We start from the raw sequence: 23957 nt of genomic DNA, 5'->3' as shown, positions 1-23957 counted from the left end.
GGTTGTTAAACATTCTGGTCATCGTGGGCTCTTTCCGCTGCTCGCGGTCTTCTCAACGGCGGGACTGCTAGTGGATGTGGCTTCCGCCGTTGATATCGATGGTGGTCCCGGTGAGGTAGGCGGACTCCTCGGAGGACAGGAAGGTGATGACGGCCGCGATTTCCTCGGTGCTGGCGTTGCGCCCCAGCGGAATTCCGGCGTTGATGGCCGCTTCCTGCTCTTCGGTGCTGCCCACGCGGATATTCGTGTCCACGGCGCCGGGGGTGATGGCGTTGACGGTCACGCCGGTGCTGCCGATTTCGCGGGCCAGGGCCTTGGTGAAGCCCAGGATGGCCGCCTTGGCCGCGGAATAGGGCACCTTGCCGAAGACGCCGCCGCCGCGCTGGGCAGAGACGGAGGACATGTTCACGATCCGGCCCCAGCCGCTGGCGATCATGTCCGGCAGGAAGGCGCGGGTGACAAGGTAGGTTCCCGTCGCGTTCACGGCCATGACCTTGTTCCAGAGCTCCAGGGTGGTCTCGAGGAACGGCACCGGGGAGGTGATGCCGGCGATGTTGGCGAGGGCCCCGACGGCGGGAAGGCTGCCGGAGCGGACTTCGGCGGCCACGGCGTTGTACGCGGCTGTCACGGAGTCCTCGCTGGCGACGTCGACCTCGTAGCCAAAGGCGGGAACGGTGAACTCGTTTCCGATCTCCGCTGCGACCTTGGCGGACTTCTCGCCATCGAGGTCCAGGATCACCACGGCCCAACCCTGGCTGGCGTAGCGGCGTGCGGTGGTGATGCCGATGCCCCGGTCCGAGGTTGCCCCGGTGAGGACGGCGGTGCGCTGGATGGTGCTCATGATGCTCCTTGGGTTGTTCGTTGGTGTGGCAAGTCAGATGAGGTCTGTGATGAAGCTCGCGGCCTTGGCGGCCGCCGCGGGGCGCTCCCCGTGGGTCACGTCCCGGGTCTCCAGCTCCAGGGAGAAGTGGCCGGTGTAGCCGTCGGCCGCGAGGGCCTCCAGGCCGGCGGCGAAATCGGCCTGGCCGTTGCCGATGCTGAGGTTGATGTTTCCCGGCACGGCATCGCGCAAGTGAACATGGGCGATGCGGCCCTGATGGCGCCTGAGGTAGTCCAACGGATCCTCGCCGGCGGCCACGATATGGCTGAAGTCCATGACGATCCCGACCCCGGAACCGGCCAGCCGCCCGGCCAGCAATTCCGCGCGCTCGAGGTTCCAGCAGAACCGCAGGAAGTGCAGGGACTCGGTCCAGAGCTCGACGCCGAACACGTCGGCCCGCCGCTTGGCGGCGGTGAGTTGCGCGGCAATGGTGTCCAGGTCCTCGTCGAGGCTGCGGACCGGGTCGCGGCCGAGGGCGCCGCAGGGCAGGACCAGCGCCTTGGCGCCCGTGCCGGCTGCCAAGCTGAGCAGCGCGTCAAGGTGCCGGTTTCGTGCTGCGTGTGCGTCGGCGTCGAGCAAGGCGTTCAGGTCCCCGATGTCCCCGTTGACCGACCGGACCCGCAGCCCGGAGGCAACGGCCTCGGCCGTGACGGCGGCGACGGCATCGGCGTCGAGGTCGTAGGGAACGTGGTCGCACACTCCGGGTAGCGCACCGAGATCTAGTTCCTCGAAGCCGAGGCCTTCGATGGTGCGCAGGGCCTCTGGCAGGCTCTGGTGGCGGAAGCTGATGGACGAGCAGCCGAGTCGGGAATTGAACATCGTCGTTAATCCTCTGGTTGCGCCCGGGGGCGGTGGTGATATGGACCACACTATAGAATTCGACTGTCAACAGTCAACCTTTGAAGTTGACTGTTGACATTGCCTTATGGCGCGGGTCACACTGGCGTATCATCTGTTAACAGTCGACAGTGTCGGTGCGGAAGCGTCGGCAGCTCTCTTCGAAAGGGATTGACATGAGCAACGAAGCTCTCACCATGCGGGGCCCGGTGCACGGCACCAGGGAAGCGAAACGGGTCGCGATCGGCTCCAGCGTCGGCGCCGTCATCGAAACCTATGACTTCATCGGCTTCGGCACAGCGGCTGCCCTGTACTTCGGTACGGCCTTCTTCCCCACCGGCGATCCTGTGACCGGAACCCTGGCTGCCTTCGCCACCCTGGGTGTCGGCTTCGCGGCGCGCCCGATCGGCGGCATCATCGGCGGGCACCTTGGGGACAAGGTCGGCCGCAAGCCGGTCCTGGTGGCCTCCCTGATCCTCATGGGCATCGCCACTTTCGTCATAGGCCTGCTCCCCACCTACGCCCAGGTGGGTCTGCTGGCTCCGGCTCTGCTGGTGTTTGTCCGCATCGTCCAGGGCCTGGCCTTCGGCGCGGAGTGGGGCGGCGCCATCCTCATGAGCTACGAACACGCACCCTGGAAATCGAAGGGAAAGTACACAGGCATGGTCCAGGCCGGCTTCCCGGTCGGGCTGCTGCTGGCCAACCTCGTGTTCCTCTTCAGCGTCCAGCTCGGCGGCGAACTCGCCTGGCGCATTCCCTTCCTGGCCAGCATCGTGCTGGTCGTCGTCGGACTGATCATCCGCTCCAAGGTCCCCGAATCCCCCGTCTTCGACGAGGTCAAGGACAGCGGCGACATCGTCAAGTCGCCCATCAAGGAGGTCCTGAAGACCGACTGGCGCAACATCGTCAAGGGCATCGGCCTGCGCATCGCCGAGACCGCCGGCTACGCCGTGTCCATCACTTATATGATTTCCTACCTGAACAGCCAGCACCTGGCCGACAAGTCGCAGACGCTCGTGGCCTTGTGCATCGCCTCCGCAATCGGCATCTTCGCCACCCAGGCCTGGGCACGGCTGACGGACAGGATCGGCCGGCGCCCGCTGTATATCTGGTCCTGCGCCTTCGCCGTTGCCTTCGCGGTGCCGATGTTCCTGCTGGTCAACACCGGACTGTTCATCTTCATCATCGCCACCCTCGTGATCTCCTACGCCGTCTGCCAGAACTCCCTGGCCGGCGCCCAGGGCCCGTGGTTCCCGGAGCTGTTCCAGGCCAAGACCCGCGCCTCCGGCGCCTCGCTGGCCTACCAGATCTCGGCCATGGTCTCAGGGTTCACCCCGTTCATCACCACATTGCTCTTCGTCAGCTTCGGCTGGATGGGACCGGCACTGCTCTTCGGCACCTACGCCGCCATCGGCCTGTGGGCCGCCGTCGCCACCCGTGAAACCTGGGGCAAGCGCGAACGGGATTTCGCCGATCAGGCTACCAAAAGCACCCCCACCCACGTGAGCGCGTAGATACGCACCGCCCGGAAGCCGTCGAAGGCCTCCCGCAGCAGCTCGCCACGTCATATCTGAAAGGAAGAATCGTGGTTTCAACACAGGAAATAACCACCCGAGGCAACGCCTCCGACGCCGAGGCAGAACGCCTGGCACGGGTCGAAGGGGCCGCCTACCGGATCCGCCACCATGCCCTGAACATGGGCGAAGTCCAAGGCCAAGGCTACGTTGGCCAGGCCCTCGGCGCGGCCGACATGCTCGCCGCGGTCTACGCGGACCAGCTCCGGTTCCGCGCCGACGACCCTGAGTGGGAGGACCGCGACCGGTTCCTGCTCTCCACCGGCCACTACGCGATCGGCCACTACGCGGCCCTCGCCGAGGCCGGAATCATCCCCGTCAAGGAACTGGAGACCTACGGCTCGGACGACTCCCGGCTGCCGATGTCCGGGATGTCCACATACACCCCCGGCATGGAGATTTCCGGCGGCTCCCTCGGCCACGGACTCTCCATCGCCGTCGGCGCCGCCCTGGGCCTGCGCTACCAGGGTTCGGGTTCCCGGGTCTATAACTTCCTCTCTGACGGCGAACTTGACGAGGGATCCACGTGGGAGGCCGCGATGGGCGCCCACCACCACCACCTCGGCAACCTCACCGCCATGGTGGACATCAACGCCCTGCAGGCCGACGGCAAGACCGACACCGTGCTGCGCACCGAGCCCGTCACCGAAAAGTGGCAGGCGTTTGGCTGGTACGCCCAGCGCGTGAACGGGAACGACGTCGGCGCGCTGCTGGCCGCGTTCGACAACGCGGCAGCCCAGGCGGCCGCCGTCGGACGTCCCTCCGTGATCCTGTGCGACACGAAGGTGGGCCGCGGCGTGCCGCTGCTCGAGGACCGCGAAAAAGCCCACTTCATGCGCATCGAAGAACACGAATGGCAGCTCTGCCGCGAGCAGCTGACCGCAGGTTTCGAAGGAAAGGCCGCACGATGAGTACCGCAACAACACCGAAGCTGAAAACCTCTGCCATGATCGCCTCCTTCGCGGGCCCGGGCCAGAAGACCGCGTCCGCGCCGTTCGGGCACGCCCTGGTCAAGGCCGCGCAGGTGAACGACAAGATCGTGGGACTGACCGCGGACCTGGGCAAGTACACGGACATGCACATTTTCGCCCAGGCATTCCCGGAACGCTTCTTCCAGATGGGCATGGCCGAACAGCTGCTCTTCGGCGCCGCGGCGGGCCTGGCTGAGACCGGCCTGGTCCCGTTCGCCTCGACGTACTCGGTGTTCGCTGCCCGGCGCGCCTACGATTTCCTGTGCCTGGATGCCGCCGAGCCAAACCTCAACGTCAATATCGTCGGCGGGCTCCCGGGGCTGACCACCGGCTACGGTCCAAGCCACCAGGCGACCGAGGACATGGCGATCTTCCGCGGCATGCCCAATCTGACCATCGTGGACCCGTGCGACTCGCTGGACATCGAGCAGGCCGTCCCCCAACTGGCCGCCAGCGAGGGCCCCACGTACCTACGACTGCTGCGCGGCAACGTCCCCACCGTGCTGGACGAGTACGACTACACGTTCGAACTCGGCAAGGCGAAAGTCCTGCGTGGCGGCCGTGACGTCGTCTTCATCTCCAGCGGGCTGATGACCATGCGGGCACTCCAGGCGGCCGAGGCGCTGGCTGCCCACCACGTGGATGTCGCCGTCGTCCACGCCCCCACCATCAAGCCGTTCGACGCCGCGACGGTCCTCGCCGAGCTGAACACCGACCGCCTCGCGGTCACGCTGGAGAACCACAGTGTGGTGGGCGGGTTGTTCGAGACCGTGGCCTCGGCCGTGGTCACCGCGGGGCTGGGTAAACGGGTGGTGCCGGTAGCGCTGCCGGACGAATTCCTGGACGCGGGCGCGCTGCCCACCCTGCACGAACGCTACGGCCTCTCGGTGCAGAGGGTCGTTGCCAAGGTGCTCGCCGAACTCGGCTGAGCCGGAGGGAACAGCCTACGGGCGGGGGCCGGCAGCTGCCGGACCCGCCCGTGCCGTACCATCAACTGTTAACACACGAACTGTAAACAGTTGACCACTGACAAACAGTTGACCGCTGAGCGTGAGGACTAACAATGGCCGGAGCAACAGCCCCGCTTCTCGGACTGGAAAAGAAGAGCCTCCGCGAGCAGGCGCTATCTGCCCTGCGCACGGCCATCACGAGCGGAGAGCTGGAGCCAGGACGGCATCTGGTGGAGACCGAACTCTCCGACATGCTCCAGATCAGCCGCGGAACACTGCGCGAGGCCCTGCGCCAGCTGGAGCAAGAAGGACTGCTGTCGGCCGGACCGCGCGGCAGGCTGTCCGTGCGGCACCTGGACGGCAAGGAAATCCGGGACATCTTCGCTGTCCGGGCCGCGCTCGAATCGCTTGCGGTCCGGACACTGTGTGAGCTGCCGGACCGGGCCTCCGTGATTACATCCCTGTGCTCGGCCGTCGATGCCATGGCCGCGGCCGCCGAGGCCAGCCTGGAGGAACGGATTGAATCCGATCTGGAGTTCCACCGGACACTGTGCCGGCTCACCGGAAACGAGACCCTGCTGCACTCCTGGGAGTCGCTTGAGGGCTCCATTCGGATGTCCATCATGTTTGCCGGGATCGAGAGGGCCGTCAAGAACATGAGCGTGGACCGGCACCACGACATCGTCGCCGCGATCGAGACCGGCAACGCGACACTGGCCCGCACGACGGTCCTCGAACACATGGACGTCGCCGCAGCCAACCTGGTGGCCTGACCGGCGTCAGTAGTCCACGATCGCGCCGGCGGAGATGTTGACGGTAGCGTCCGTGATGGCCGCCGCCTTGTCCGAGACGATGAAGGAGGCCACGTTACCGACGTCCGCCAGCGTGGCCGTCCGGTTCAAATGCGCGGCCCTGGCAATCTCCACCACGATCTCATCGCGGCCCTCGGCCTGCCACGGGATGGTTTCGATAATGCCGCCGGTGACCATGGTGACCACCCTGATGCCGTGTTTTCCCAGTTCCAGGGCCCATTGCCGGCGTAGTCCTTCCATCGCGTCGAGCGCCACCTTGAAACCGCCCAGACCGGGGATCGTCTGCGGGCCCGAGCCGCCGAACATGAGCACGACGCCGGAGCGTTGCTTGACCATGTGGGCGGCGGCCGCGCGGGTGGTCAGGAAGTGCGTCCGCGCGGCCAGGGTGATGGGCTGGGTGAAGTCATCCACATCAATCTCCATGAGTGGCTGCTGGACGTCGCCGAATGAGATCACGTTGAAGGAGATGTCGATCCTCTTGCTCTTCTTCGCCACCCGGCTTACGAAGGCATCCACCTGCTCTTCGTCCAGGGCGTCGACGACGGCGGTTTCGGCTGTGCCGCCTGCCTCGCGAATGTCATTGGCTACTTTTTCCAGCCGCGATTCCGTCCTTCCGGCAATGTGCACCGTGGCGCCGTCGGCCGCGAAAGCCCTTGCCACCGCCCCGCCGACCGCCCCGCCGCCGCCGTAGATCAGGGCGGTCTTGCCGTGAAGCACGCCGTTTTCCGGAATCCCGATGTTCACCATGGTCGCCTGCCTAGTGCCGCGGAGTACGTGAATTCCCTCAACTATGTTCTTGCGGAGGGCGGGTGGCAAGAGGACCGGGCGCAGCGCCGCATTAGCTTCTGGGCAGCCCTCCGGGTCCGGTGGCTGGTCCTCCGGTTCCGGGCGCGGGCCCGGGTTCGGGCGCGGGCCCGGGTCMTGGTCCGGCGGAGGGTCCGGGTCCGGGTCCGACCGSGGGTCCGGTGGCTGGTCCAGGACCGACGGGCCCGGGTCCGGGTCCTCCGGTTCCGAGCGCAGGTCCGGCGTATGCAGGCACCGGCAGCTCGCCAGGATCGACCGGACCCATATCAAGGTGGAATGGCGGATATTCGTCCCGCATGAGGGCAACGTAGGCGATAACGCGGTAGATCCAGCGGTTCAGGCCAAGCAGGAGGTCGAAGAGCCCCCGCCGGTATTGGCCCGTGAACAACAGGATCACGCCGGCGATCAGGACCAGCAGCCCCAGGAAGGAGATGCCCACACCTTGCTGCACCCACTCGCCGTCCCGGTACTCCCACGTCCTCGCGGTCCCCGTCAGCAGGCTGATAAGCAGCAGATGTGGAATGGCCAGCAGCCAGGATTTCACCAGCACCAGGCCGCGGGACAGCCGTTCGGGATAGTCGACGTCGAAGTCCGCCGGGTAATCGGTGCGGGCCAGGGTGAAGGGGGGATACACATCCGTGCCGATCGCGCTGAAGGCGTAGAAGGCCACACGCCAGTTCCAGCGGATCACGCCGACACTGAAATTGAACAGCGAGCGCGGGTAGCGCGCCGTGAACAGGATCGCGAACCACGCCACAATCGTGACCACTCCGAAGGCGAACCAGAGGATAAACAGGACGATGAAGTGCGGGATGGCCAGGAACCACTTCACGAGCCACATCCACCGTGACAGGTTCGGGTCGAGGTAGCCGTGGAGGCGGGCGGGGTACACATATGCGGTCGTAGCACCCGGCGACACCGGATACGGAGTCCCCGGCGGGGCAGCGTAGGTCGCCACGGCACCCGGCGGGGCCGCACTGTTCTGCTGGCCGGGGGTGACCCTGGGCGGGTAGGGACCCGCGGGATACGGCTGGCCGGGGTGGGCCGGCAAGCGGCCGGGAGGGACACCGCTGCCCGTCCCGCCTTGGCCCGGGCCGCCGCGGCCGAGTCCAACGGCGCCCAGCACTATCAGCGGCACGCCGATCAGCAGCATCACGAGTCCGCCGATCAGCAGGCCGATGAACACCGGCAGGAGCAGGTCTGTGCGTGCCCCTGCCTGCAGATTCACGCTCACCGGAGACGTCGCGTCGGCATTCATGACCACCACTGCCCAGGATCCGGAGCGGAGGTCCCAGGTCAGTTCCTGTTCCCCCGGGCCTGTGGCAGTCGCGGCCCAGAAGGTCTGCTGCGCCGGGGTGGACGGGATTTGGGAGCCGGCCACTTCGCGGTACCGCGCGCGGAAGGGGTTGAACCTGACGTCGACGATTTCGGTGCGCCGGACACCGGCCAGGTACGTCGCGACGTCGGCCCGCGGGGCAATTCCGATGAAGATTTCCTTGCCGGGGTCGGTGGAGGAACCGCGGAGCAGCACGCTGCCCGCAATGTCCACCGGAACGCCGTCGTCCACGCCGCCGCCGGTCATGAGGTCCAGCCGGGGGGTCGTCAGCGCGTAGGAATTGCCTGAGAAAGGCGCCGACGGCGTGATGAAGTACCTGCCGTCACGTTGCTGGTAGTTGACCCAGCCCGCAAAACCGGCGCCCGCCAACAGTCCCAAACCGACCAGCGCGCACAGCGAGCCGATCACCAGCATGACAATCCGGCCTGCTTTCATGACCGCCGTCCTTTCAGATGGTCCGTTTGCCACGCCCGGCCGGGCGTGGCTTCCGGAAGCTGGCGGCCCGGGCCGCTACCGCCCGAGCGAGATCACGAACGGCTTGGCTTCGTCGATCGCGCCGGCACTGCCGGAGTGGAGGACGACGAGCGCTTTCATGCCGTGATCACGACTTTGAGGGCCTTCGTCTCCGCGGCGCGGGCAAAAGTGTCGTACGCCTCCATGAACTCGTCAAAGGTGAAGTGGTGGGTGGCGAAACTGTCCGCGGGGATCTTTTGCTGTGCCACGAGCTTGAGCAGCATGGGGGTGGTGTTGGTGTTCACCAGGCCCATGCTGATGTTGATGTTCCGGATCCAGAGGTCTTCGACGTGAAGTTCCACGGCTTTGCCGTGCACGCCCACGTTGGCCACGGTGCCGCCAGGACGCACGATGTCGGTGCACATCGTGAAGGTCGCCGGGACGCCCACGGCCTCGATCGCCACGTCCACGCCCTGCCCGTCGGTCAGGAGCATGAGCTGCTCCTTCCAGTCGGCATCGGATGAGAGGACCACATCGGTGGCTCCGAATTCGCGGGATTTCTCGAGCCGGTTCGCGTCGAGGTCGACGGCGATGATCGTGGCGGCGCCGTAGAGGCCGGCGGTGGAGATCGCGGCAAGTCCCACGGGGCCCGCGCCGATGACGGCGACCGTGTCGCCGGGCTTGACCCGGCCGTACTGCACGCCGATCTCAAAGCCGGTGGGGAGGATGTCGGAGAGCATGACGGCCTGCTGGTCGCTGACTCCCTCAGGCAGGAGGTGCAGGGAGTTCTCTGCGTAGGGGACGCGGACGAACTCGGCCTGCGTGCCGTCGATCAGATGTCCGAAAACCCAGCCGATGCCGGAGGTTCCCTCCTCCCCCAGGCAATGGGAGTACAGGCCGGTCTTGCAGTTGGCGCAGTGCCCGCAGGACTTGATGCATGAAATGATGACGCGGTCCCCGACCTTGAGGCTGGTCACGGAGGCGCCGATCTCCGTGATGGTGCCGACCCCTTCGTGGCCCAGGATGCGGCCCTTGGCCACCGCGGGGACGTCGCCTTTGAGGATGTGCAGATCGGTCCCACAGATGGTGGTGGTGTCCACTTTGACGATCACATCGCTGGGATTCTGGATGGTGGGGTCGGGGACCTCGGTCCACGATTTCTCCCCGGGACCGCCATAGACGAGGGCTTTCATACGTGCTCCTTGGTTTTGAGGATGACCAGCGGGTCCACGAGGCGCAGACGGCACGGAGTCTCCGTGCCATCGATCCCCGAATACAGCAACGAGGCGCGGGCACGCTCACGGAGTTCCTCGATCGCGGCGGCCGACACCCGGGCATGGGCGAGGTCGAGCACGAGTTCAAACCCGGGAAGCTTGCTTGTGACGCGGCGGCAAACGACGTACAGCGCCCGCACGTTGGCCACGGTCACCACACCATGCACGTCGATCCGCGCTGTTTCGGCGTCGGCGTTCAGGCGGATGAGCACCTTGAGTTTAGGGTCCCCCGAATGGTGGTGGATACTCATGTGGCCGTGGTCTCCTGCCTTTTCCTGCTGAAGCCGGAAAGTGCAAACGCCATTTCCTTCCCCAATTCGCGGTGAGACCCGTGCCGTATTACGTGAAGTGGTTCTTCGCTCGACACGTCCCCCAACTGGCCGTGCAGCAACCTCCCCACACATTCAGCTTGGGGGGCGCTCGTGGCAGAGGTAAGGGGCGAAAGTCCCGTGTGCGCCTGTTGGGTCCTGCGGCGTCGCACGCCTAGCCTGTTCCTATGTCTGATCCGCTCGATCCCCGCCGACCCCCGGATCTCGTGCTGGCCTCCGTGCGGCACCCCGGGGAGGAAATATGCTTCGACGTTCATCTTCGCGCCGGGGCCGTGTCGGCGATCATCCCGTCGCGCCCGGGCTCGGGTGCGCTCCCCGCTGCAACCCGGGTGGTGGATCTGGAGGGCCGCTACGCCGTTCCTGGGCTGTGGGATGAGCACGTTCATATGACGCAGTGGGCGCTGGCCTCCAACCGGCTTGACCTCTCCGGTGCCGGTTCGGCGCGCGAGGCGGCCGCCGTCGTCGGGGCCCATATCGCCGGGGACAATATCGCGGAGGCCCATATCGCCGGGGCCGGAAGCGGCGCCGGAGCTCCGGGTCCCGTCCAGACGCTGGTGGGCGTCGGTTTCCGCGATGCCATCTGGCATGACCTGCCCAGTCTGGACCTCCTGGACGGCGTGACGCGCGGCCGGCCTACGGCGCTGATCAGCCACGACCTCCACTGTGTCTGGCTCAACTCCGCAGCGGCCCAACAGTACGGAATGCCGGTGGATGCGGGCGGGCTGCTCCGGGAAGAACCGGCGTTCGCCCTGACCCGGGAGCTTGGCCAGCTGCCGGACGCGGTGGTGGATCCGTGGGTGCGGCAGGCAGGGCAGGCTGCGGCCGCGCGGGGCGTGGTCGGGATTGTGGACTTCGAGATGACGTGGAACCGCGACGCCTGGCTGCGGAGGATCTCCAGCGGCTTCGCTGCCCTGCGCGTTGAAGCGGGCGTCTATCCGCAGGACCTGGACCGGGCCGTGGCAGAGGGGCTGCGGACAGGTTTGGCAGTGGCCGGCAGTGGCGGGCTGCTGAGCGTGGGCCCCTTGAAGGTGCTGATCGACGGCTCGCTCAATACCCGCACAGCGTATTGCGTTGACCCGTATCCGAACGGCGGCCACGGGCTGCTGACCGTGAGCGAGTCGGAGCTGCTCGCCCTGTTGGTCCGGGCGCGGCAGGCGGGTTTTGTGCCGGCGGTCCACGCAATCGGCGACGCGGCCAACCAAGTCGCCTTGGATGCGTTTGAGGCGGCGGGCATCGCCGGACGGGTGGAGCATGCCCAGTTTGTCCGGAGCGAGGATTTCGCCCGCTTCGGCCGGTTGGGCGTGACCGCGAGTGTCCAGCCTGCGCATGCCCTCGATGACCGGGACGCCGCCGAGGCGAACTGGCCGGGGCGAACGGACCGGTCCTTCCCGCTCCGTTCATTGCTGGCCGCCGGGGCGACTCTCGCCCTGGGCTCGGACGCTCCGGTGGCCCCGCTGGATCCGTGGATTGCCATGTCCGCTGCCACGGCGCGGGCCCGGCTGGATGGCCGCGGGCCGTGGCATGCCGAGCAGGCCCTCACGCGGCAGGAGGCCCTCACGGCCTCGACCCGCGGTCGCGGCCGTCTCCGGGTCGGGGACCCCGCCGATATTGCAGTGCTCGACGGCGACCCTCTGACCGTGTCGGATGCGGAGTTTGCGGCCATGCCGGTGGCCGCCACGTTAGTGGCGGGACGGTTCACGTACGGCGGCTAAGCACCTTTGACGCGCGCCTGGACTAAGTTGGCGTACGGCAGGCGGCCGTATTCTTCGATGAATGCGGCATGGCACCGGGCTTCGGCCGCGTTGAGTTGCTCAACGGGCAACTCTTTCCACGCGATGATCAGGGACCCTGCCGCTGCGAGCTGCCAGATGAGCCGGCCGTCCCAGTGGCCCGGCGGCCTGCCTTCGCCGAAGTCGACGAATTCCTGGATTTGCCGGCGCAGTCCGCGGTTGCCCTTGCTTCCGGGGCCGGCTTTGCCCACGAAGAGGACATCGGCGCCGTCCACCCATTCGGCATCGAGAGCGTCCGTCTTGAGGGTGGGGTTCTTCTTCTTGAAGATGCCGGCGGTGCTCCTGGTCAGGAACTGGGGCCGGAAGCCCTCCGGCCGCAGTACCGCGAAGATCCCGGGCTTCTGCGGGATCCGGTTGATGTCAAGGTCCTGGAGCGGCCGGAAACCGGTGAAGCCGTCCTGTTTCAGCGATTGTGTGTTGATGGGCATGGGTTCCTTGGATCGGGGCTCGTGGCGTTCCTTTGAAGCTTACGGAAGAAGCTCACTCACTGAAGTCCGGGCTCAGCCGCGGGTGAAGGTGCCCAGCCCGGTCTGATCGTAGAAATCGAGCCTGACGCTCGACGCCGTGCCGCCTCCGGCTGCGGCGTCCGCGCCGGGGGCTGCGTCCGCGCCGGGGGCGAAGATTGCCCCGGCAAGACCGTTGGCGTTCTCGCCGATTGATTCAAAGCTGAAGGTGTCGCCGTCAAAATGAGTGAGCGGGAACTTGGTGGTCCTGCCGGCCGGGCCCAGCTCAAGGGTCAGCACGCCGTTCTCCACCGCGACGGTGAGCGGGCCGTAGTAGGAGTTCGCGTAACTGCCGATGTAGAAATCGTTGCCCTGCGCCGGTTTGGCCTGGGCCGGTGCCTTGGAATAGTCAACTTTTGGCTTCTCCGCCTCATCGATCTTCTGGAAGACGCCCGAGGTGAATCCGATCCAGTCCACTGTCGGGGCGCCGTTCTGGGCCGTGTCCAGGAATGCGGCGCAGATGGCTTCGGGGATGCCCTGCGGCCGGCCATTGGTCAGGGCAACAATGCCCAGCTGCTCGCCGGGGAGCAGTGAGACTGCGGTCGCGGCACCAAGGTTGAAGGCTCCCGAGTGCCCGAGCATCAGCCGGGCGTGGTCGTCGTAGGAGACGTTCCAGCCCAAGCCGTAGAAGCGGGTGCGGGCGCCCGGCGTCGGCGGTGGGCCCGAGACAGCGTGCGGGACATGCGTGACACTAAGCGCGTCCGGATCGATAACCTCGCTTCCCTCAAAGCTGCCGTTGGCGAGCTGCAGGCGGATCCAGCGGGCCAGGTCGCGCACGGAGGAACTGGCCCCGCCGGCGGGTGCTTCGGCGTCGGCATCCCGGGAGTATTTGGCCACCCAGGTCTTGTTACCGGCTGGGACGTGGATCAGTGCCTTGTTCGTCGCCTTTTGGTAGTCCGCGTGGCGATAGCTCGTGGATGACATGCCCAGGGGCTTGAACAAGACTTCTTCGGCGAGGTCTGCCCAGGGCTTGTTCATGGCATCGGCGACAGCCTGTGCACCAGCCGTGTAGCCGAAGTTGCTGTAGTTGTAGCTCGACCGAAATGAGTCCAGCGGCTGCTGGTTGAGGTGGCTGAGAATATAGGACTGGTCGAATCCGAGGTCTTCCAACAGATCGCCCGCCCCCGTACTGAGGCCGCCTTGATGTGACAACAGGTCCGCCGTCGTGGCGTTCCGCGTGACGTAGGGGTCTTTCAGGGCGAAGCCGGGGGTGTGGTTGATCACCGGTTCCGTCCAGGAGATGGCCTTGCGGCCCACGGCCACGGCCGCCACCGTGGAGGCCAAGGGTTTGGACACCGAGGCCAATTGAAAAACGGTATCCGCGTCCACTGTCTCGGGCCGGCCCGATTCCCGCACGCCGAACCCCTTGGCGTAGACCATTTGGTCCTGGTAGACCACGGCCACGGCGACTCCGGGAACACCGGTACTCTCCATCACGCCCTGGACCATCCCGTCCAGCTTTGCCAAGGCGGCGTTGACCTTCTGTTGGTCCAGGAACGGTTTGACCTGCGGTTCCGGCGCCGGAAGCAGAGGCGCCGACGGCGTACCGGAGGCGCCAGAGGCACTGCTTCCGGTACCGGCGGGGGCACTTTGGGACGTGCAGGCGGCCAGCAGCGGCATGCTCGCTATCCCCGCGGCGCCGACGCCGACCGCTTTAAGTAACGAGCGGCGGTCCGAAGGCAGCGAGCTGATCCTCGTCGCGATAGATTCCCTCTGGTTCATGGACAATCCTCCGCCCGGTTCCGCCTGGGGCGCAGAGCTAACGCCCCCTCCCATGATGGACCCGTGCCCGTGTTTGAGACAGGGGCGATGCGCTCGGGTGGGGGTCCTCGGACGCCGGGAACTCGCGGCCGGACCTCCACAACCGCCAACGAATCCCACCAATCCCGCTAACCTCGCGGCCTCCTTCTGGTTGCCCTATTAATGTCGGATCCCCGGAGGAGACTGGATTCATGGACGGCAATCAGGGGCCCGAAGTGGTTCCGGCGGGAGACGGCGACGGCGGCCTCGGCCGCGCCGGGAGCGGTGACGACGGCGTCCAGGATTTGCTCGCATTCTGCTCCAGCGCGCTCCGGGACGTGCGTCAGGCCGAGGATCCCGCCGGGATGATCGAACAGTACCGACGGCTTGACGAGTTGCACTCCGCGCTCGACGGCTTGCGGACGCGTCTTCAGCTCGACATTTTCTTGGGCAGCGTCTCGGGAGTGACTTTGGGACCTGGAAGGTCGCCGATGGCTTCCGAAGCGGTGGAACGGCTGCGGAGGGCCATAAATGTCATAGCCCGCAGGGACACTTAATTCATGGACGGCAATCAAGGGCCCGAAGTGGCTCCGGCAGGACACGGCGACGCCGGCTTCGGCCGCGCCGCGGGCGATGCCGCCGCCATTCCGGGCACCGCCGAGGCGGCCTTGGCGGGCCGGCTGGCCGCCGGACCTCTGGGCTTAGGCTGTCCGCCCACGGACAGTGCCGGGATCATTGACCGGATCCGGGAACTGGAGGACTGGAAGTCCGCCGCGTCCGCGGAACAGGCCCGGCTCGCCGTGGCCTTCGGCCTGCTCCAACGCCGCGAACAGGCCGCCGCCGGAGTCCCGGCCGAGAAGCTCGGCGCCGGTGTCGGCGCGCAGATCGCCCTSGCCCGSCGCGAATCACCCGYCAGGGGCGGCCGGCTCCTSGGCCTGGCCAAAGCCCTCGTGACYGAAATGCCSCACACSCTCRCCGCCCTGSARACCGGRCAGCTGAAYGAATGGCGCGCCACCCTGCTCGTGCGCGAAACCGCSTSCCTGASCGCCGCSGACCGGGCCGCCGTCGACGMSGAACTCGCRCCCGACRCCGGGACGTTCGCCGGGGCCGGTGACCGGTCCCTGGTGGCCGCGGCCCGGGCCGCCGCGTACCGGTGTGACCCCCGCTCGGTGACCGAACGCGCCGCGCACGCCGCATCCGAGCGGCACGTCAGCCTGCGCCCGGTCCCCGACACCATGTGCCACCTCACCGCTCTGCTGCCCGTGACCGCCGGCGTCGCCGTCTACAAGGCGCTGAACGGGCACGCCGACACCCTCCGCGCCGCCGGGGACCCGAGGGGCCGCGGGCAGCTCATGGCTGATGCCCTGGTCGAACGCACCACCGGGACCCCGGGCGGGATCAGCGGGGTCGAGATCCAGCTCGTCATCACCGACCGCGCCCTCTTCCAGGCCGGCGCCGAACCCGCCCGGCTCCCCGGCTACGGCACCGTCCCCGCCGGCTGGGCCCGGGAACGCATCGGCGCCGGGACTAACGCCAAGGACCGGGACTTCAAGACCTTGCTCCGGCGGCTCTACACCCACCCCGGCACCGGCGAGCTTGTGGGGATGGACTCCCGCGCCCGGCTCTTCCCGCCCGGGCACCGCCGCTTCATCCAGGCCAGAGACGACACCTGCCGCACTCCCTACTGCGACGCGCCCATCCGCCACCTGGACCACATCATTCCCTGGCACACCGGCGGCCCGACCACCACGGACAACGCCGCCGGCCTCTGCGAAGCCTGCAACCACACCAAAGAAACCCCCGGCTGGAAAGCACGCCCCGCACCCGGCACCCGCCACACCCTGGAAATCACCACCCCCACTGGCCACAGCTACTACTCCACCGCGCCGCCCCTGCCGGGAACACTGTTTCGCCCAGCGGCCACATCGCTCCACAGGCGCAAACTCCGGTACGTCGCCATGGCGCCCAAGCGCGCAAGGCTTGGCGCAAGGCTGGGCGCAGCGGCAGCGGCAGCGGCAGCGGCCTGAAACAACCACCTGAAGCTGGCCTGGCTTAGTGCGCTGTCATGCGGGCCTGAGCAAGGTTGGCGAACGGCAGCCGGCCGTGGAACGCACGAAAATCCTGCTGATAACGTGCTTCCGCTGCGTTCACTAGTTCTGGGGGCAGTTCCTTCCAAGCAACCATCAAGGCCTGCGAATCTGCGAGTTGCCACAGAAGCCTGCCACCCCAGTGGCCCACCGGGACACCGCGTCCGAAGTCCGACATTTCCCGGATCCTCTTACGAAGGCCGCGCTTACCCGTCTTCCCCGCGCCTGCCTTGCCGATATAGAGGACCTCAGCCCCGGCAACCCATTCGGCAGACAAGGCGGCCTGAGGAAGAGAAGGATCCTTGCCCTTGAAGTGACCTCCAGCGCTTCCCGCCAGAAACCGGGGCGTAAAGCCCTCCGGCATCAGCACGACGTAGATACCCGGGGCCTGCGGGATCTCATTCAGCTCGAGTTCGGCGAACGACCGGAAACCGGTAAAGCCAGCGGCGGTGAGCGTCTGCATATCGAAGTCCATGACGCTACTTTCGCAGAAACTCCTCGGCGCACGGCTCACTAACCACGGAATGCGATAAACGGGCCTTCTTGGCTTCGGTTTCCGCTGCCCGTTGCAAACGACCGGTCCCATTCGCGGCTCTTGCCCTCGGCTCCGCCCCGCTTCATCGCATCCGGCAGGCCGGCGGCAAAGAAAAGCGCCCGACCACCTGAGCGGCGGCGGACGTCAGGCCTGCAGGTACCTTCGCGATCTCGCTAAGAGACGGCTCGGACACTTCAATGTCCCGAACAACCCGGAGTCATCAGATGGTTACCTGCAGGCGCTTTAAGCCTACGCCCGCCTCACTGCCGTCACCAGAGGGCCGTTGACTCGGGGCAAACCCCGCGCAGCCCCGGCCGAATAGGTCCCGGCCGAAACACCCACTGCCGCGAAAGCGTAGAGTGGAGGAAGCCGCCTGATTCTGGACGCCAAGTGCTGAGGGAGAAATCGTGACGATTGACTGGGACGAAAAGAAGACCCTGCTGCAGGAGCCGAACATCGCCGCGGTGACGCAGCTGTGCGACGAACTCATGGAAAAGAAGCCTGGATCCGTGGTCCCGTACATCGACCCCATCCATGACGAGGACGAATGCCGGATCGTCAGCCTGCATATCAGCCCGGGCAAGGGCACCGAATCGGGCTTTGTCTCGCACTTCAACGACGATGAAGCCGCCCGCCGCGCCACTTCCATCTACGAGGCCGCAGAGCTGGACCCCCGCTATGTGATGCCGTGGAACGCCTACCCGTGGATCCGCGATCCGGAGGCATCCTCGGCCCTGAACGTCCAGGAGAAGACGGACGGCCTCCGGCCCTTCCGCCAGTTCCTCAAGATCAACAAGCGCGTCTCGGCCGTTATTGCGCACGGCGCGGACGCCCACTCCTTCCTGACGCTTTTCGAGAAGACCTACCATTCCTCGCTGAAGAATCATGGTGTCAAGATCTACAAGGCCACCGCACTTGGCGGCCGCGCCTTCGCGGTATCTCCGGCCAAGCAGGAAGAGCTCCTCGCCAAGAACGTTGAGGTCTACAAAGACGCCATGCAGCGGGCGGGCATCCAGCACCTCTGAGGCTCCACGCAACGGCATCCGTCAGCGGCACCCGGCGCAAGCCGAGCCGGCGCCGGCGGCATCACCCGGCCAGCAGCCTGCGCCGGTGCTTGAGTTCCTTGACCCAGTCGCGGGTGACCATCGCTGAAAACGGCGAGGCGCCGTCGTCGGTCATGGAGCGGAACGCCGTGCCCGCCTGAAGGTCCGCCAGCAGCGGTTCCGAGGCCTTCAGCGCCAGTTCCAGCACCTGGACGGCGGCACGTTCAGTCAGCCCCATCCCTGCGGCCCAGCCCAGGAAGTGCTTCCGGGATATCCCTGTGCGTTTGCCGTCCAGGGTCAGGGCGAGTGTCTTGTCCCCGTAGACGACCGTGGACGGGATGTCGTATACCGGCGCGATGGACCATTCCCCGGCCGGCTGCTGCACCATGGAAACGTTCTTCGCGTGCAGGTCGCCGTTGCCCGTCAGCCACGCAAATGCCGCCTGGAGGGCCAAATTCCGCACCGCGGGCAGCGGAGCCGCGCAATAAGCCGCAAGCGCACGGCACACCTGCCCGTATCCCACGTTGTACTTGTCCGCAGGGTAGAGGCCCAGCACCTGCGCGCCGTCCTCGACGGCGAGCCGCTGCACCGCCCGCGGCGACCTGGCCGCCGCCTTGGGCCCCGACACGCCGGCGACAGGCCCACCGGATACAGGCCCACCGGATACAGTGCCACTGGCTACAGGCACCCGGTCGAAGCGTTCCACGAGCAACCCGGGCCGCCCGGCGACGTCGCGGATCAGCTGGACCCGGCTCAAAGGGATCCGCAGCCGCGCCGCGTACCGGAACATCGCGTACTCGTTTTCGACGACGTGCGGGAACTCGGGCGCGTTGAGTTTAAGGATGTAGCGCCGGCCGGCGCTGGCCACCGGCATGGAGATCATTCCAGCGGACAGCTTGTCCTGCACCCCCGCCAGGGCCACCGGGTCGATCAGCCCGGAGTCGCCCAGCAGGGCCTCGAAATCCACGGGCGTTGCGGGGTCAAGCTCGACGGCGTGCTCGTCCGGGTCCAGCTTCTCGCCATGGCCAACGATCTGCACATCACCCACCGGGTTGGCACCGGCCGCGATGAGCAAGGACAGCTCATCATCCACACTGGTCTTGATGGAACGGCGCAACGCATTCAGCCGCCGGCCCTCCGGCAGAAGCCCCGTGAAATACGGCGGGGCCGCTCCCGCCGCGGACAGCACGGGTTCCGGAGTTAGCGGCAGGGAGCTCGCGACGGCGGGGCCCCCGGACGCCAGATAGGCCGGCAGGTAGCTGAACCTGGTGCCGCCGTCGTGCCGTTCCAGCCGGGCCGCCAGCACGCCGGCCTTATAGATATCCGCGATGCGGTGCCTCATGGCCGGGCTTCCGGCCCGTCCCGCAGTTCACCGTCGGCCCGCAGGCCGGCCACCGGACTGGCCACCGGGCCGGTGAGGGCACGGGCTGCGGCGCTGGTCCGGGTCTGGACCCGGAGTTCCAGCCCCAGTGTGTCCAGGAGCGCCAGCAGGGAGTCCAGCTGCACCGTGCGTTTTCCCTGTTCGACGAACCGGACGAAGCGCTCTGAGACTCCGGCCAGTTCGGCCAGCTCACGCTGGCTCAGGCGGAGCGACCCGCGCCGGGCCCGGGCCTCGGCAGCGAGTTCGCCCGGAAATGCGTTCCCCATGGCAGCCTCCCGTTAATCAACACACGTCCGAGGTCCGGCGTTCGTGCGTACGAACCCTGTGGGTTCGAACCCTGTGTGCGTACCAACCCGTGGGATCGAACTCTGTGGGTTCGTACCCTGGCGGTACGAACGTGCCGCTTTGCAGGCATTTCCAGTATAGGACGGGCCAGGATGCCTGCACAGAGCTATAACGGCACGTACGTACCGGCGCACTGGGTAGGCAGGGGCAACCGCCGGCGATCGAAGGCACCCGCCGTCATAGCCGGCTGGCGCAGCCCTGCCGGCACAGATTGGGCGGTTCAGCCGCGCGCGGGCGTGGCGGTTCACAATGGCCCGTAGGATTTAAGGGACTTAAGCGACAACCAGACCCCACGGAATCCGGAAAGGACTGCACACGATGACGCGCGCTTCCTTCCGGCTGTTCCGCACAGGCCTGATCGGATCCATCATCGTGGCGCTGGCAGCCGGCGGCCACCTGGCCGGCGGCGGACGGCTGCCCGAGCCGGCGATCGTGACGGCGTTGTGTGCCGTGGCGATGGTTCCCGTGGCCGTACTGACCCGCGTCCGCCTGTCCTTTCCGGCCCTGGCCGGCCTGCTCGGCGTAGGGCAACTGTGGCTGCACTGGTCCTTCGGCGCCTTGTCCTCAGGGGCGCCCGCGGCCCTCCAGGGCCGGATGGCTGCGGGTCATCCGGGCCATCCGGGCCATTCGGCGGCTGCCATTGCCCCGGCGATGCCCGACCCTTCCATGGCGGTTTCGGCGGCCGACATGGGCGGAGCCATGTTCGCCGCCCACGCGATGGCGACGCTCGGCACGGCACTTTTGCTCGCCCGCAGCGAGCGGGCCCTGTCCGCACTTGTTTCCTGGCTGCGCCCGCTCGTGCAGCTGCCCCAGCCCTCCGCCGCCACGCCCCTGCGCGTCCCCGGCCCCTGCGCGGTCAACCTGGTCCTCCCCAAAGCCCGGGCTGGCCTCCGCCTGCCGACCAGGCGCGGACCTCCGGAGTTGTCGCCCGCCGCCTGACATCAATCCCTTTCACATACGGACGGGGACAGCAGGCGGCCACCCCACTGCTACCGCCGGACGGACAACGCACCGGACGGCTCCCCACCTGATATCCGTTAGTGAAAGGCACCTTTGCCATGAAGTCCCCCCTTCGCCGTACCCTCAAAACCGCCGCTGCCGCCACGTTGACCGCGGGCCTGCTCGCCGCCGGCGCAGCAGCCGCCTCCGCCCACGTCCACGTCGACACCGATGATCCCGCCGCTGGCGGCTACAGCCACCTGACGTTCAACGTCCCCAGCGAGTCGGAATCGGCCAAGACCAGCAAACTCGAAGTCACGCTGCCCACGGACACCCCGTTCACTTCGGTGTCGGTGAAGCCTGTCGAGGGCTGGAAGGCCGTCATCACCACGAGCGAGCTGCCGAAGCCGATCACGGTCGCCGGCGCCACGGTCACCAAGGCCCCGAGTTCCGTGGTCTGGACCGCTGACGAGGCCCACCAGATCGGACCGGACGAGTACCAGGCCTTCTCACTGTCCGTCGGCGTCCTGCCGGACGCGGGAACCACGGTGACGCTGCCGACGGCCCAGACCTACACCGATGGAACCGTCGTGAAGTGGGACGAGAAGACGGTCGAGGGCCAGGCTGAACCCGGGCACCCGGCACCCTCCTTCGTGACCACGGCCAAGGACGCCGACGCCCACGGCGCAGCCGTCCCCGCCGCAGCCACGACGACCGCACCCTCGGCGGCCCCGGCAGCGGCAGCGGGCACGTCCAGTGACGGCGGATCCGCCGCCGGCTGGATCGGGCTGGCTGCAGGGCTGATCGGACTGGCCGCGGGCGTCACCGCGCTGGTCCGCACCCGCCCGTCCAAGGTCCAGTAGTCCCGGCCAGCAGCCACACAAACCCAGGCAGGTAGGCCGCCGCCGGAACTCCGGCGCGAGCGGCGACGGCGGCCCCGGACCCCCGGGGCCGCCGTCATACTTGACACCCCGGTGTGATCTCTGCCATGTTTTAAAGCGTGAACCTGTCAGACAGCCGGACAGCAGGACAGCCCTTGGCTCGCCTCAGTGCCGCCGAAGCCGTTTTCAACGTCCTCCGCACCGAGATCGAATCCGGCAAGCTCGGCGTCGGCGCCAAGCTGAGCTCCGAGGCCACTCTTGCCCAGCAGTACGGCGTGAGCCGCTCCGTGGTCCGCGAGGCCTTGCGCTCCTGCACCGCCCTGGGCTTGACGGTCACCAAGACCGGGCGGGGCACGTTCGTCGTCGCCAACCGCGTGGCAAAGGACCTGGTCCTGGGCCAATACTCGGCCCGCGACCTCACGGAGGCGCGTCCCCATATCGAGGTTCCTGCCGCCGGACTGGCTGCAGAACGCCGTTCGGCCGAGGAGCTGTCAACGCTGCGCGACATCGTTGCCGCGATGAGCGGCGAGGACGACCCCGAAGTGTGGGTGAGCCTGGACTCCAGCTTCCACGCCTTGATCGCGCGGGCCAGCCGGAACAAGGTCTTCGAGAACGTCGTCGCGGACATCCGGGACGCCCTCGCCCACCAGTCCGAGACCCTGAACATGGTGGCGGACCGCCAGCACGCGTCCGACGAGGAGCACCGGCGCATCCTGGCCGCGATCGAATCCGGGGATGCGGCGACGGCGCGCATCGCCATGAGCCAGCATCTGCACGCCGTTGGCATTGCCCTCGACTCGATCCTCAACGCCTGACGTGAAGCGCCTGGCGCCTGGTGCCGTCAACGATGCCGTAAGCAATCTGGTCAGCACCGGCAAAACCAGCACCAGCACAGTGACCAGCCACCACAACCGCATCAACCGCCACCGCCAAAGGACGCAATGACTTCCCCTGCTCTCGCCAACACCCCGACCCCGCTCGCCCCGGAGTGGCTGCCGCAGCACGTCCCGCTTGCGGTCCAGACCCGGGACGGGCTGGTCGAGAGTGTGCACTACGGCTCGGTCATCGCCACCGCAGCGGACGGCCAGATCCTCCTCACTGCCGGGGAGCCCCTCGCCCCGTTCTACCCGCGGTCCGCCCTGAAGCCCCTGCAGGCCGTCGCCATGGTCCGCGCCGGGCTGGACCTCCCGGACAAACTCCTCGCCCTCGCCGCCGCCAGCCATTCCGGCGCAGCCAGCCACCGTGACGGCGCCGGGCGCATCCTGGAGCTGCACGGCCTGACGCCCGCGGACCTCGAGAACAGCACCGACCTCCCCTACGGCGCCCGCGAACGCGAAGACTGGCTCGGCGGCGGCGGCCAGGCCACCCAACTGACGCAGAACTGTTCTGGAAAGCATGCCGCCATGGCGGCCACCTGCGTCATCAACGGCTGGCCGGTCCAGGGCTACCTGGACCCGGCGCACCCGCTGCAGCAGCTGGTGGCCCGGACCGTGGCGGACCTGAGCGGTGAAGACCCCCAGCGCACCACCACTGACGGCTGCGGCACCCCGCTCTTCGCGCTCACGCTGCGCGGCATGGCCCGCGCCTTCGGCCGCCTGGCCGCGGCCGCCGCGTCCGGATCCAGATCCGGCGAAACAGAAGCCGGCGAAGCGGAAGCCGCCGTCGGCCGCGCCATGCGCCGCCACCCCGAGATGGTTGCGGGCGAGGACCGGGACGTCACCGCGCTGATGCGCCTGGTCCCCGGCCTGCTCGCCAAGGACGGCTTCGAGGGCGTCCAGCTGGTGGGCCTCCCGGACGGCCGCGCCCTTGCCGTGAAGGTTTCCGACGGCGGAGACCGCGCCCGGATGCCCGTCACCGTCCGGGTCCTGGCCGCGCTCGACGTCGACACCTCCCCCCTGGCGCGCCTCGCCGCTACCCCTGTGCTGGGCGGCGGCCGGCCCGTCGGGCTGCTGCAGGCCACCGATTTCCTCGCTGACCCCAAGATCTCCCACGCCCCCAAAGACCTGTAAGGGACCGCCATGACCTCGCACGACGAACGCGCAGAATTCCGCTCCGAACACGATCTCCTGGGTGACCGGGATGTTCCCGCCGGCGCCTACTGGGGCGTCCACACCCTCCGGGCCGTGGAGAACTTCCCCATCACGGGCCAGCCGCTGTCCTCGAACATGCACCTGGTCCGCGGGCTGGCCGCCGTGAAGCTCGCCGCCGCCCGCACCAACCACGAGCTCGGACTCCTCGACGCCGGGCGTGCCGCCGCCATCGGGGAAGCCTGCACCGAGGTCATGAACGGCAAACTCAGCGAACAGTTCGTCGTCGACGTCATCCAGGGCGGCGCCGGGACCTCCTCGAACATGAACGCCAACGAGGTCATCGCCAACCGGGCCCTGGAAATCCTCGGACACCCGAAGGGCGACTACGCCCGGCTGCACCCCAACGACCACGTCAACCTCAGCCAGTCCACCCCAACGACCACGTCAACCTCAGCCAGTCCAC

Annotated in this window: 24 protein-coding genes; 13 read left to right on the top strand and 11 right to left on the bottom strand. The window is 67.4% G+C overall.

Going from position 1 to position 23957, the window contains the following annotated elements:
* Positions 1 to 67: 67 nt before the first annotated feature.
* Entirely contained in the window at positions 68 to 841 is a 774-nt protein-coding gene (locus AC1D0A_RS19365; protein WP_243178025.1) for an SDR family NAD(P)-dependent oxidoreductase, read from the bottom strand.
* Positions 842 to 874: 33 nt separating this feature from the next.
* Positions 875 to 1699 (bottom strand): sugar phosphate isomerase/epimerase family protein, encoded by an 825-nt coding sequence (locus AC1D0A_RS19360; RefSeq protein WP_476946567.1) that lies wholly within the window; start codon positions 1697 to 1699, stop codon positions 875 to 877.
* A gap of 194 nt (positions 1700 to 1893) precedes the next feature.
* On the opposite strand from AC1D0A_RS19360, the gene AC1D0A_RS19355 reads away from it, so the two are divergent.
* The 4 genes from AC1D0A_RS19355 to AC1D0A_RS19340 all read left to right on the top strand — a co-directional run bounded on the left by AC1D0A_RS19355 (position 1894) and on the right by AC1D0A_RS19340 (position 5985).
* Positions 1894 to 3231 carry an MFS transporter gene (locus AC1D0A_RS19355; protein ID WP_243178027.1) on the top strand — a complete coding sequence of 446 codons (1338 nt, stop codon included), beginning with the start codon at positions 1894 to 1896 and terminating at the stop codon, positions 3229 to 3231.
* An 89-nt stretch (positions 3232 to 3320) separates the two neighbouring features.
* Positions 3321 to 4202: a transketolase gene (locus AC1D0A_RS19350; protein WP_439954096.1), complete on the top strand. Its 882-nt coding sequence runs from the start codon at positions 3321 to 3323 to the stop codon at positions 4200 to 4202.
* Positions 4199 to 5191: a transketolase family protein gene (locus AC1D0A_RS19345; RefSeq protein WP_476946566.1), complete on the top strand. Its 993-nt coding sequence runs from the start codon at positions 4199 to 4201 to the stop codon at positions 5189 to 5191. The genes AC1D0A_RS19350 and AC1D0A_RS19345 overlap by 4 nt, the downstream gene beginning before the upstream one ends.
* Before the next feature lie 134 nt (positions 5192 to 5325).
* Positions 5326 to 5985: a GntR family transcriptional regulator gene (locus tag AC1D0A_RS19340; protein WP_243178030.1), complete on the top strand. Its 660-nt coding sequence runs from the start codon at positions 5326 to 5328 to the stop codon at positions 5983 to 5985.
* A 6-nt stretch (positions 5986 to 5991) separates the two neighbouring features.
* On the opposite strand, the gene AC1D0A_RS19335 is transcribed toward AC1D0A_RS19340, so the two are convergent.
* The 4 genes from AC1D0A_RS19335 to AC1D0A_RS19320 all read right to left on the bottom strand — a co-directional run bounded on the left by AC1D0A_RS19335 (position 5992) and on the right by AC1D0A_RS19320 (position 10142).
* Positions 5992 to 6771 carry an SDR family NAD(P)-dependent oxidoreductase gene (locus AC1D0A_RS19335; protein ID WP_243178031.1) on the bottom strand — a complete coding sequence of 260 codons (780 nt, stop codon included), beginning with the start codon at positions 6769 to 6771 and terminating at the stop codon, positions 5992 to 5994.
* Between the two features lie 91 nt (positions 6772 to 6862).
* Positions 6863 to 8599 (bottom strand): DUF4389 domain-containing protein, encoded by a 1737-nt coding sequence (locus AC1D0A_RS19330; RefSeq protein WP_476946565.1) that lies wholly within the window; start codon positions 8597 to 8599, stop codon positions 6863 to 6865.
* 155 nt (positions 8600 to 8754) lie between these two features.
* A complete protein-coding gene (locus tag AC1D0A_RS19325) occupies positions 8755 to 9810 on the bottom strand; it encodes a zinc-dependent alcohol dehydrogenase family protein (RefSeq protein ID WP_018776072.1) in 1056 nt (351 codons plus the stop codon).
* A complete protein-coding gene (locus AC1D0A_RS19320; protein WP_028276886.1) occupies positions 9807 to 10142 on the bottom strand; it encodes a hypothetical protein in 336 nt (111 codons plus the stop codon). The genes AC1D0A_RS19325 and AC1D0A_RS19320 overlap by 4 nt, the downstream gene beginning before the upstream one ends.
* Before the next feature lie 245 nt (positions 10143 to 10387).
* Here AC1D0A_RS19320 and AC1D0A_RS19315 point away from each other — a divergent pair, with 245 nt between their 5' ends.
* On the top strand, positions 10388 to 11932 hold the full coding sequence (locus tag AC1D0A_RS19315; protein WP_476946564.1) for an amidohydrolase: 1545 nt from the start codon (positions 10388 to 10390) through the stop codon (positions 11930 to 11932).
* Here AC1D0A_RS19315 and AC1D0A_RS19310 read toward each other — a convergent pair.
* Entirely contained in the window at positions 11929 to 12438 is a 510-nt protein-coding gene (locus AC1D0A_RS19310; RefSeq protein WP_476946563.1) for a hypothetical protein, read from the bottom strand. The genes AC1D0A_RS19315 and AC1D0A_RS19310 overlap by 4 nt on opposite strands.
* A 72-nt stretch (positions 12439 to 12510) precedes the next feature.
* Positions 12511 to 14235, bottom strand: a complete 1725-nt coding sequence (locus AC1D0A_RS19305) for a serine hydrolase (protein WP_476946562.1) — start codon at positions 14233 to 14235, stop codon at positions 12511 to 12513.
* Between the two features lie 230 nt (positions 14236 to 14465).
* On the opposite strand from AC1D0A_RS19305, the gene AC1D0A_RS19300 reads away from it, so the two are divergent.
* Both AC1D0A_RS19300 and AC1D0A_RS19295 read left to right on the top strand, forming a co-directional pair.
* Positions 14466 to 14810, top strand: coding sequence for a hypothetical protein (locus AC1D0A_RS19300; protein WP_028276889.1), 345 nt, complete (start codon positions 14466 to 14468; stop codon positions 14808 to 14810).
* 3 nt (positions 14811 to 14813) lie between these two features.
* Complete coding sequence (locus AC1D0A_RS19295; protein WP_476946561.1) at positions 14814 to 16280, top strand: HNH endonuclease; 1467 nt, start codon at positions 14814 to 14816, stop codon at positions 16278 to 16280.
* 25 nt (positions 16281 to 16305) lie between these two features.
* Here AC1D0A_RS19295 and AC1D0A_RS19290 read toward each other — a convergent pair whose 3' ends face one another.
* Entirely contained in the window at positions 16306 to 16815 is a 510-nt protein-coding gene (locus AC1D0A_RS19290) for a hypothetical protein (RefSeq protein WP_476942975.1), read from the bottom strand.
* Positions 16816 to 17282: 467 nt separating this feature from the next.
* On the opposite strand from AC1D0A_RS19290, the gene AC1D0A_RS19285 reads away from it, so the two are divergent.
* Positions 17283 to 17900, top strand: coding sequence for a uracil-DNA glycosylase family protein (locus tag AC1D0A_RS19285; protein ID WP_028276890.1), 618 nt, complete (start codon positions 17283 to 17285; stop codon positions 17898 to 17900).
* Positions 17901 to 17961: 61 nt separating this feature from the next.
* Here AC1D0A_RS19285 and AC1D0A_RS19280 read toward each other — a convergent pair whose 3' ends face one another.
* Both AC1D0A_RS19280 and AC1D0A_RS19275 read right to left on the bottom strand, forming a co-directional pair.
* Positions 17962 to 19260, bottom strand: coding sequence for a type II toxin-antitoxin system HipA family toxin (locus AC1D0A_RS19280; RefSeq protein ID WP_476946560.1), 1299 nt, complete (start codon positions 19258 to 19260; stop codon positions 17962 to 17964).
* Positions 19257 to 19565, bottom strand: coding sequence for a type II toxin-antitoxin system Y4mF family antitoxin (locus AC1D0A_RS19275; protein WP_243178039.1), 309 nt, complete (start codon positions 19563 to 19565; stop codon positions 19257 to 19259). Before AC1D0A_RS19275 ends, AC1D0A_RS19280 begins: the two co-directional genes overlap by 4 nt.
* A gap of 397 nt (positions 19566 to 19962) precedes the next feature.
* Here AC1D0A_RS19275 and AC1D0A_RS19270 point away from each other — a divergent pair, with 397 nt between their 5' ends.
* The 5 genes from AC1D0A_RS19270 to AC1D0A_RS19250 form a co-directional block, all read left to right on the top strand.
* Positions 19963 to 20583 (top strand): hypothetical protein, encoded by a 621-nt coding sequence (locus tag AC1D0A_RS19270; RefSeq protein ID WP_476946559.1) that lies wholly within the window; start codon positions 19963 to 19965, stop codon positions 20581 to 20583.
* Positions 20584 to 20702: 119 nt separating this feature from the next.
* A complete protein-coding gene (locus AC1D0A_RS19265) occupies positions 20703 to 21446 on the top strand; it encodes a YcnI family copper-binding membrane protein (protein WP_476942977.1) in 744 nt (247 codons plus the stop codon).
* A 137-nt stretch (positions 21447 to 21583) separates the two neighbouring features.
* The gene (locus tag AC1D0A_RS19260) at positions 21584 to 22279 is read left to right on the top strand and encodes a FadR/GntR family transcriptional regulator (protein WP_476946558.1); all 696 of its coding nucleotides are present in this window, start codon (positions 21584 to 21586) and stop codon (positions 22277 to 22279) included.
* 126 nt (positions 22280 to 22405) lie between these two features.
* Positions 22406 to 23473, top strand: coding sequence for an asparaginase (locus AC1D0A_RS19255; protein ID WP_476946557.1), 1068 nt, complete (start codon positions 22406 to 22408; stop codon positions 23471 to 23473).
* Between the two features lie 9 nt (positions 23474 to 23482).
* The coding region (locus AC1D0A_RS19250) for a lyase family protein (RefSeq protein ID WP_476946556.1) at positions 23483 to 23957 on the top strand (475 nt) is incomplete at its 3' end.

The sequence above is a fragment of the Arthrobacter sp. P1_D4 genome (assembly GCF_056406115.1).
The sequence above is the reverse complement of the archived record's forward strand: the minus strand, read 5'-3'. Positions and strand labels throughout refer to the sequence as shown.

Coding starts and splice junctions, on each gene's coding strand:
- AC1D0A_RS19275 (WP_243178039.1), bottom strand. CDS start 19,565: ATGGGGAACGCATTTCCGGGCGAACTCGCTGCCGAGGCCCGGGCCCGG.
- AC1D0A_RS19280 (WP_476946560.1), bottom strand. CDS start 19,260: ATGAGGCACCGCATCGCGGATATCTATAAGGCCGGCGTGCTGGCGGCC.
- AC1D0A_RS19255 (WP_476946557.1), top strand. CDS start 22,406: ATGACTTCCCCTGCTCTCGCCAACACCCCGACCCCGCTCGCCCCGGAG.
- AC1D0A_RS19325 (WP_018776072.1), bottom strand. CDS start 9,810: ATGAAAGCCCTCGTCTATGGCGGTCCCGGGGAGAAATCGTGGACCGAG.
- AC1D0A_RS19335 (WP_243178031.1), bottom strand. CDS start 6,771: ATGGTGAACATCGGGATTCCGGAAAACGGCGTGCTTCACGGCAAGACC.
- AC1D0A_RS19320 (WP_028276886.1), bottom strand. CDS start 10,142: ATGAGTATCCACCACCATTCGGGGGACCCTAAACTCAAGGTGCTCATC.
- AC1D0A_RS19345 (WP_476946566.1), top strand. CDS start 4,199: ATGAGTACCGCAACAACACCGAAGCTGAAAACCTCTGCCATGATCGCC.
- AC1D0A_RS19365 (WP_243178025.1), bottom strand. CDS start 841: ATGAGCACCATCCAGCGCACCGCCGTCCTCACCGGGGCAACCTCGGAC.
- AC1D0A_RS19290 (WP_476942975.1), bottom strand. CDS start 16,815: ATGGACTTCGATATGCAGACGCTCACCGCCGCTGGCTTTACCGGTTTC.
- AC1D0A_RS19310 (WP_476946563.1), bottom strand. CDS start 12,438: ATGCCCATCAACACACAATCGCTGAAACAGGACGGCTTCACCGGTTTC.
- AC1D0A_RS19265 (WP_476942977.1), top strand. CDS start 20,703: ATGAAGTCCCCCCTTCGCCGTACCCTCAAAACCGCCGCTGCCGCCACG.
- AC1D0A_RS19270 (WP_476946559.1), top strand. CDS start 19,963: ATGACGCGCGCTTCCTTCCGGCTGTTCCGCACAGGCCTGATCGGATCC.
- AC1D0A_RS19360 (WP_476946567.1), bottom strand. CDS start 1,699: ATGTTCAATTCCCGACTCGGCTGCTCGTCCATCAGCTTCCGCCACCAG.
- AC1D0A_RS19340 (WP_243178030.1), top strand. CDS start 5,326: ATGGCCGGAGCAACAGCCCCGCTTCTCGGACTGGAAAAGAAGAGCCTC.
- AC1D0A_RS19305 (WP_476946562.1), bottom strand. CDS start 14,235: ATGAACCAGAGGGAATCTATCGCGACGAGGATCAGCTCGCTGCCTTCG.
- AC1D0A_RS19355 (WP_243178027.1), top strand. CDS start 1,894: ATGAGCAACGAAGCTCTCACCATGCGGGGCCCGGTGCACGGCACCAGG.
- AC1D0A_RS19315 (WP_476946564.1), top strand. CDS start 10,388: ATGTCTGATCCGCTCGATCCCCGCCGACCCCCGGATCTCGTGCTGGCC.
- AC1D0A_RS19300 (WP_028276889.1), top strand. CDS start 14,466: ATGGACGGCAATCAGGGGCCCGAAGTGGTTCCGGCGGGAGACGGCGAC.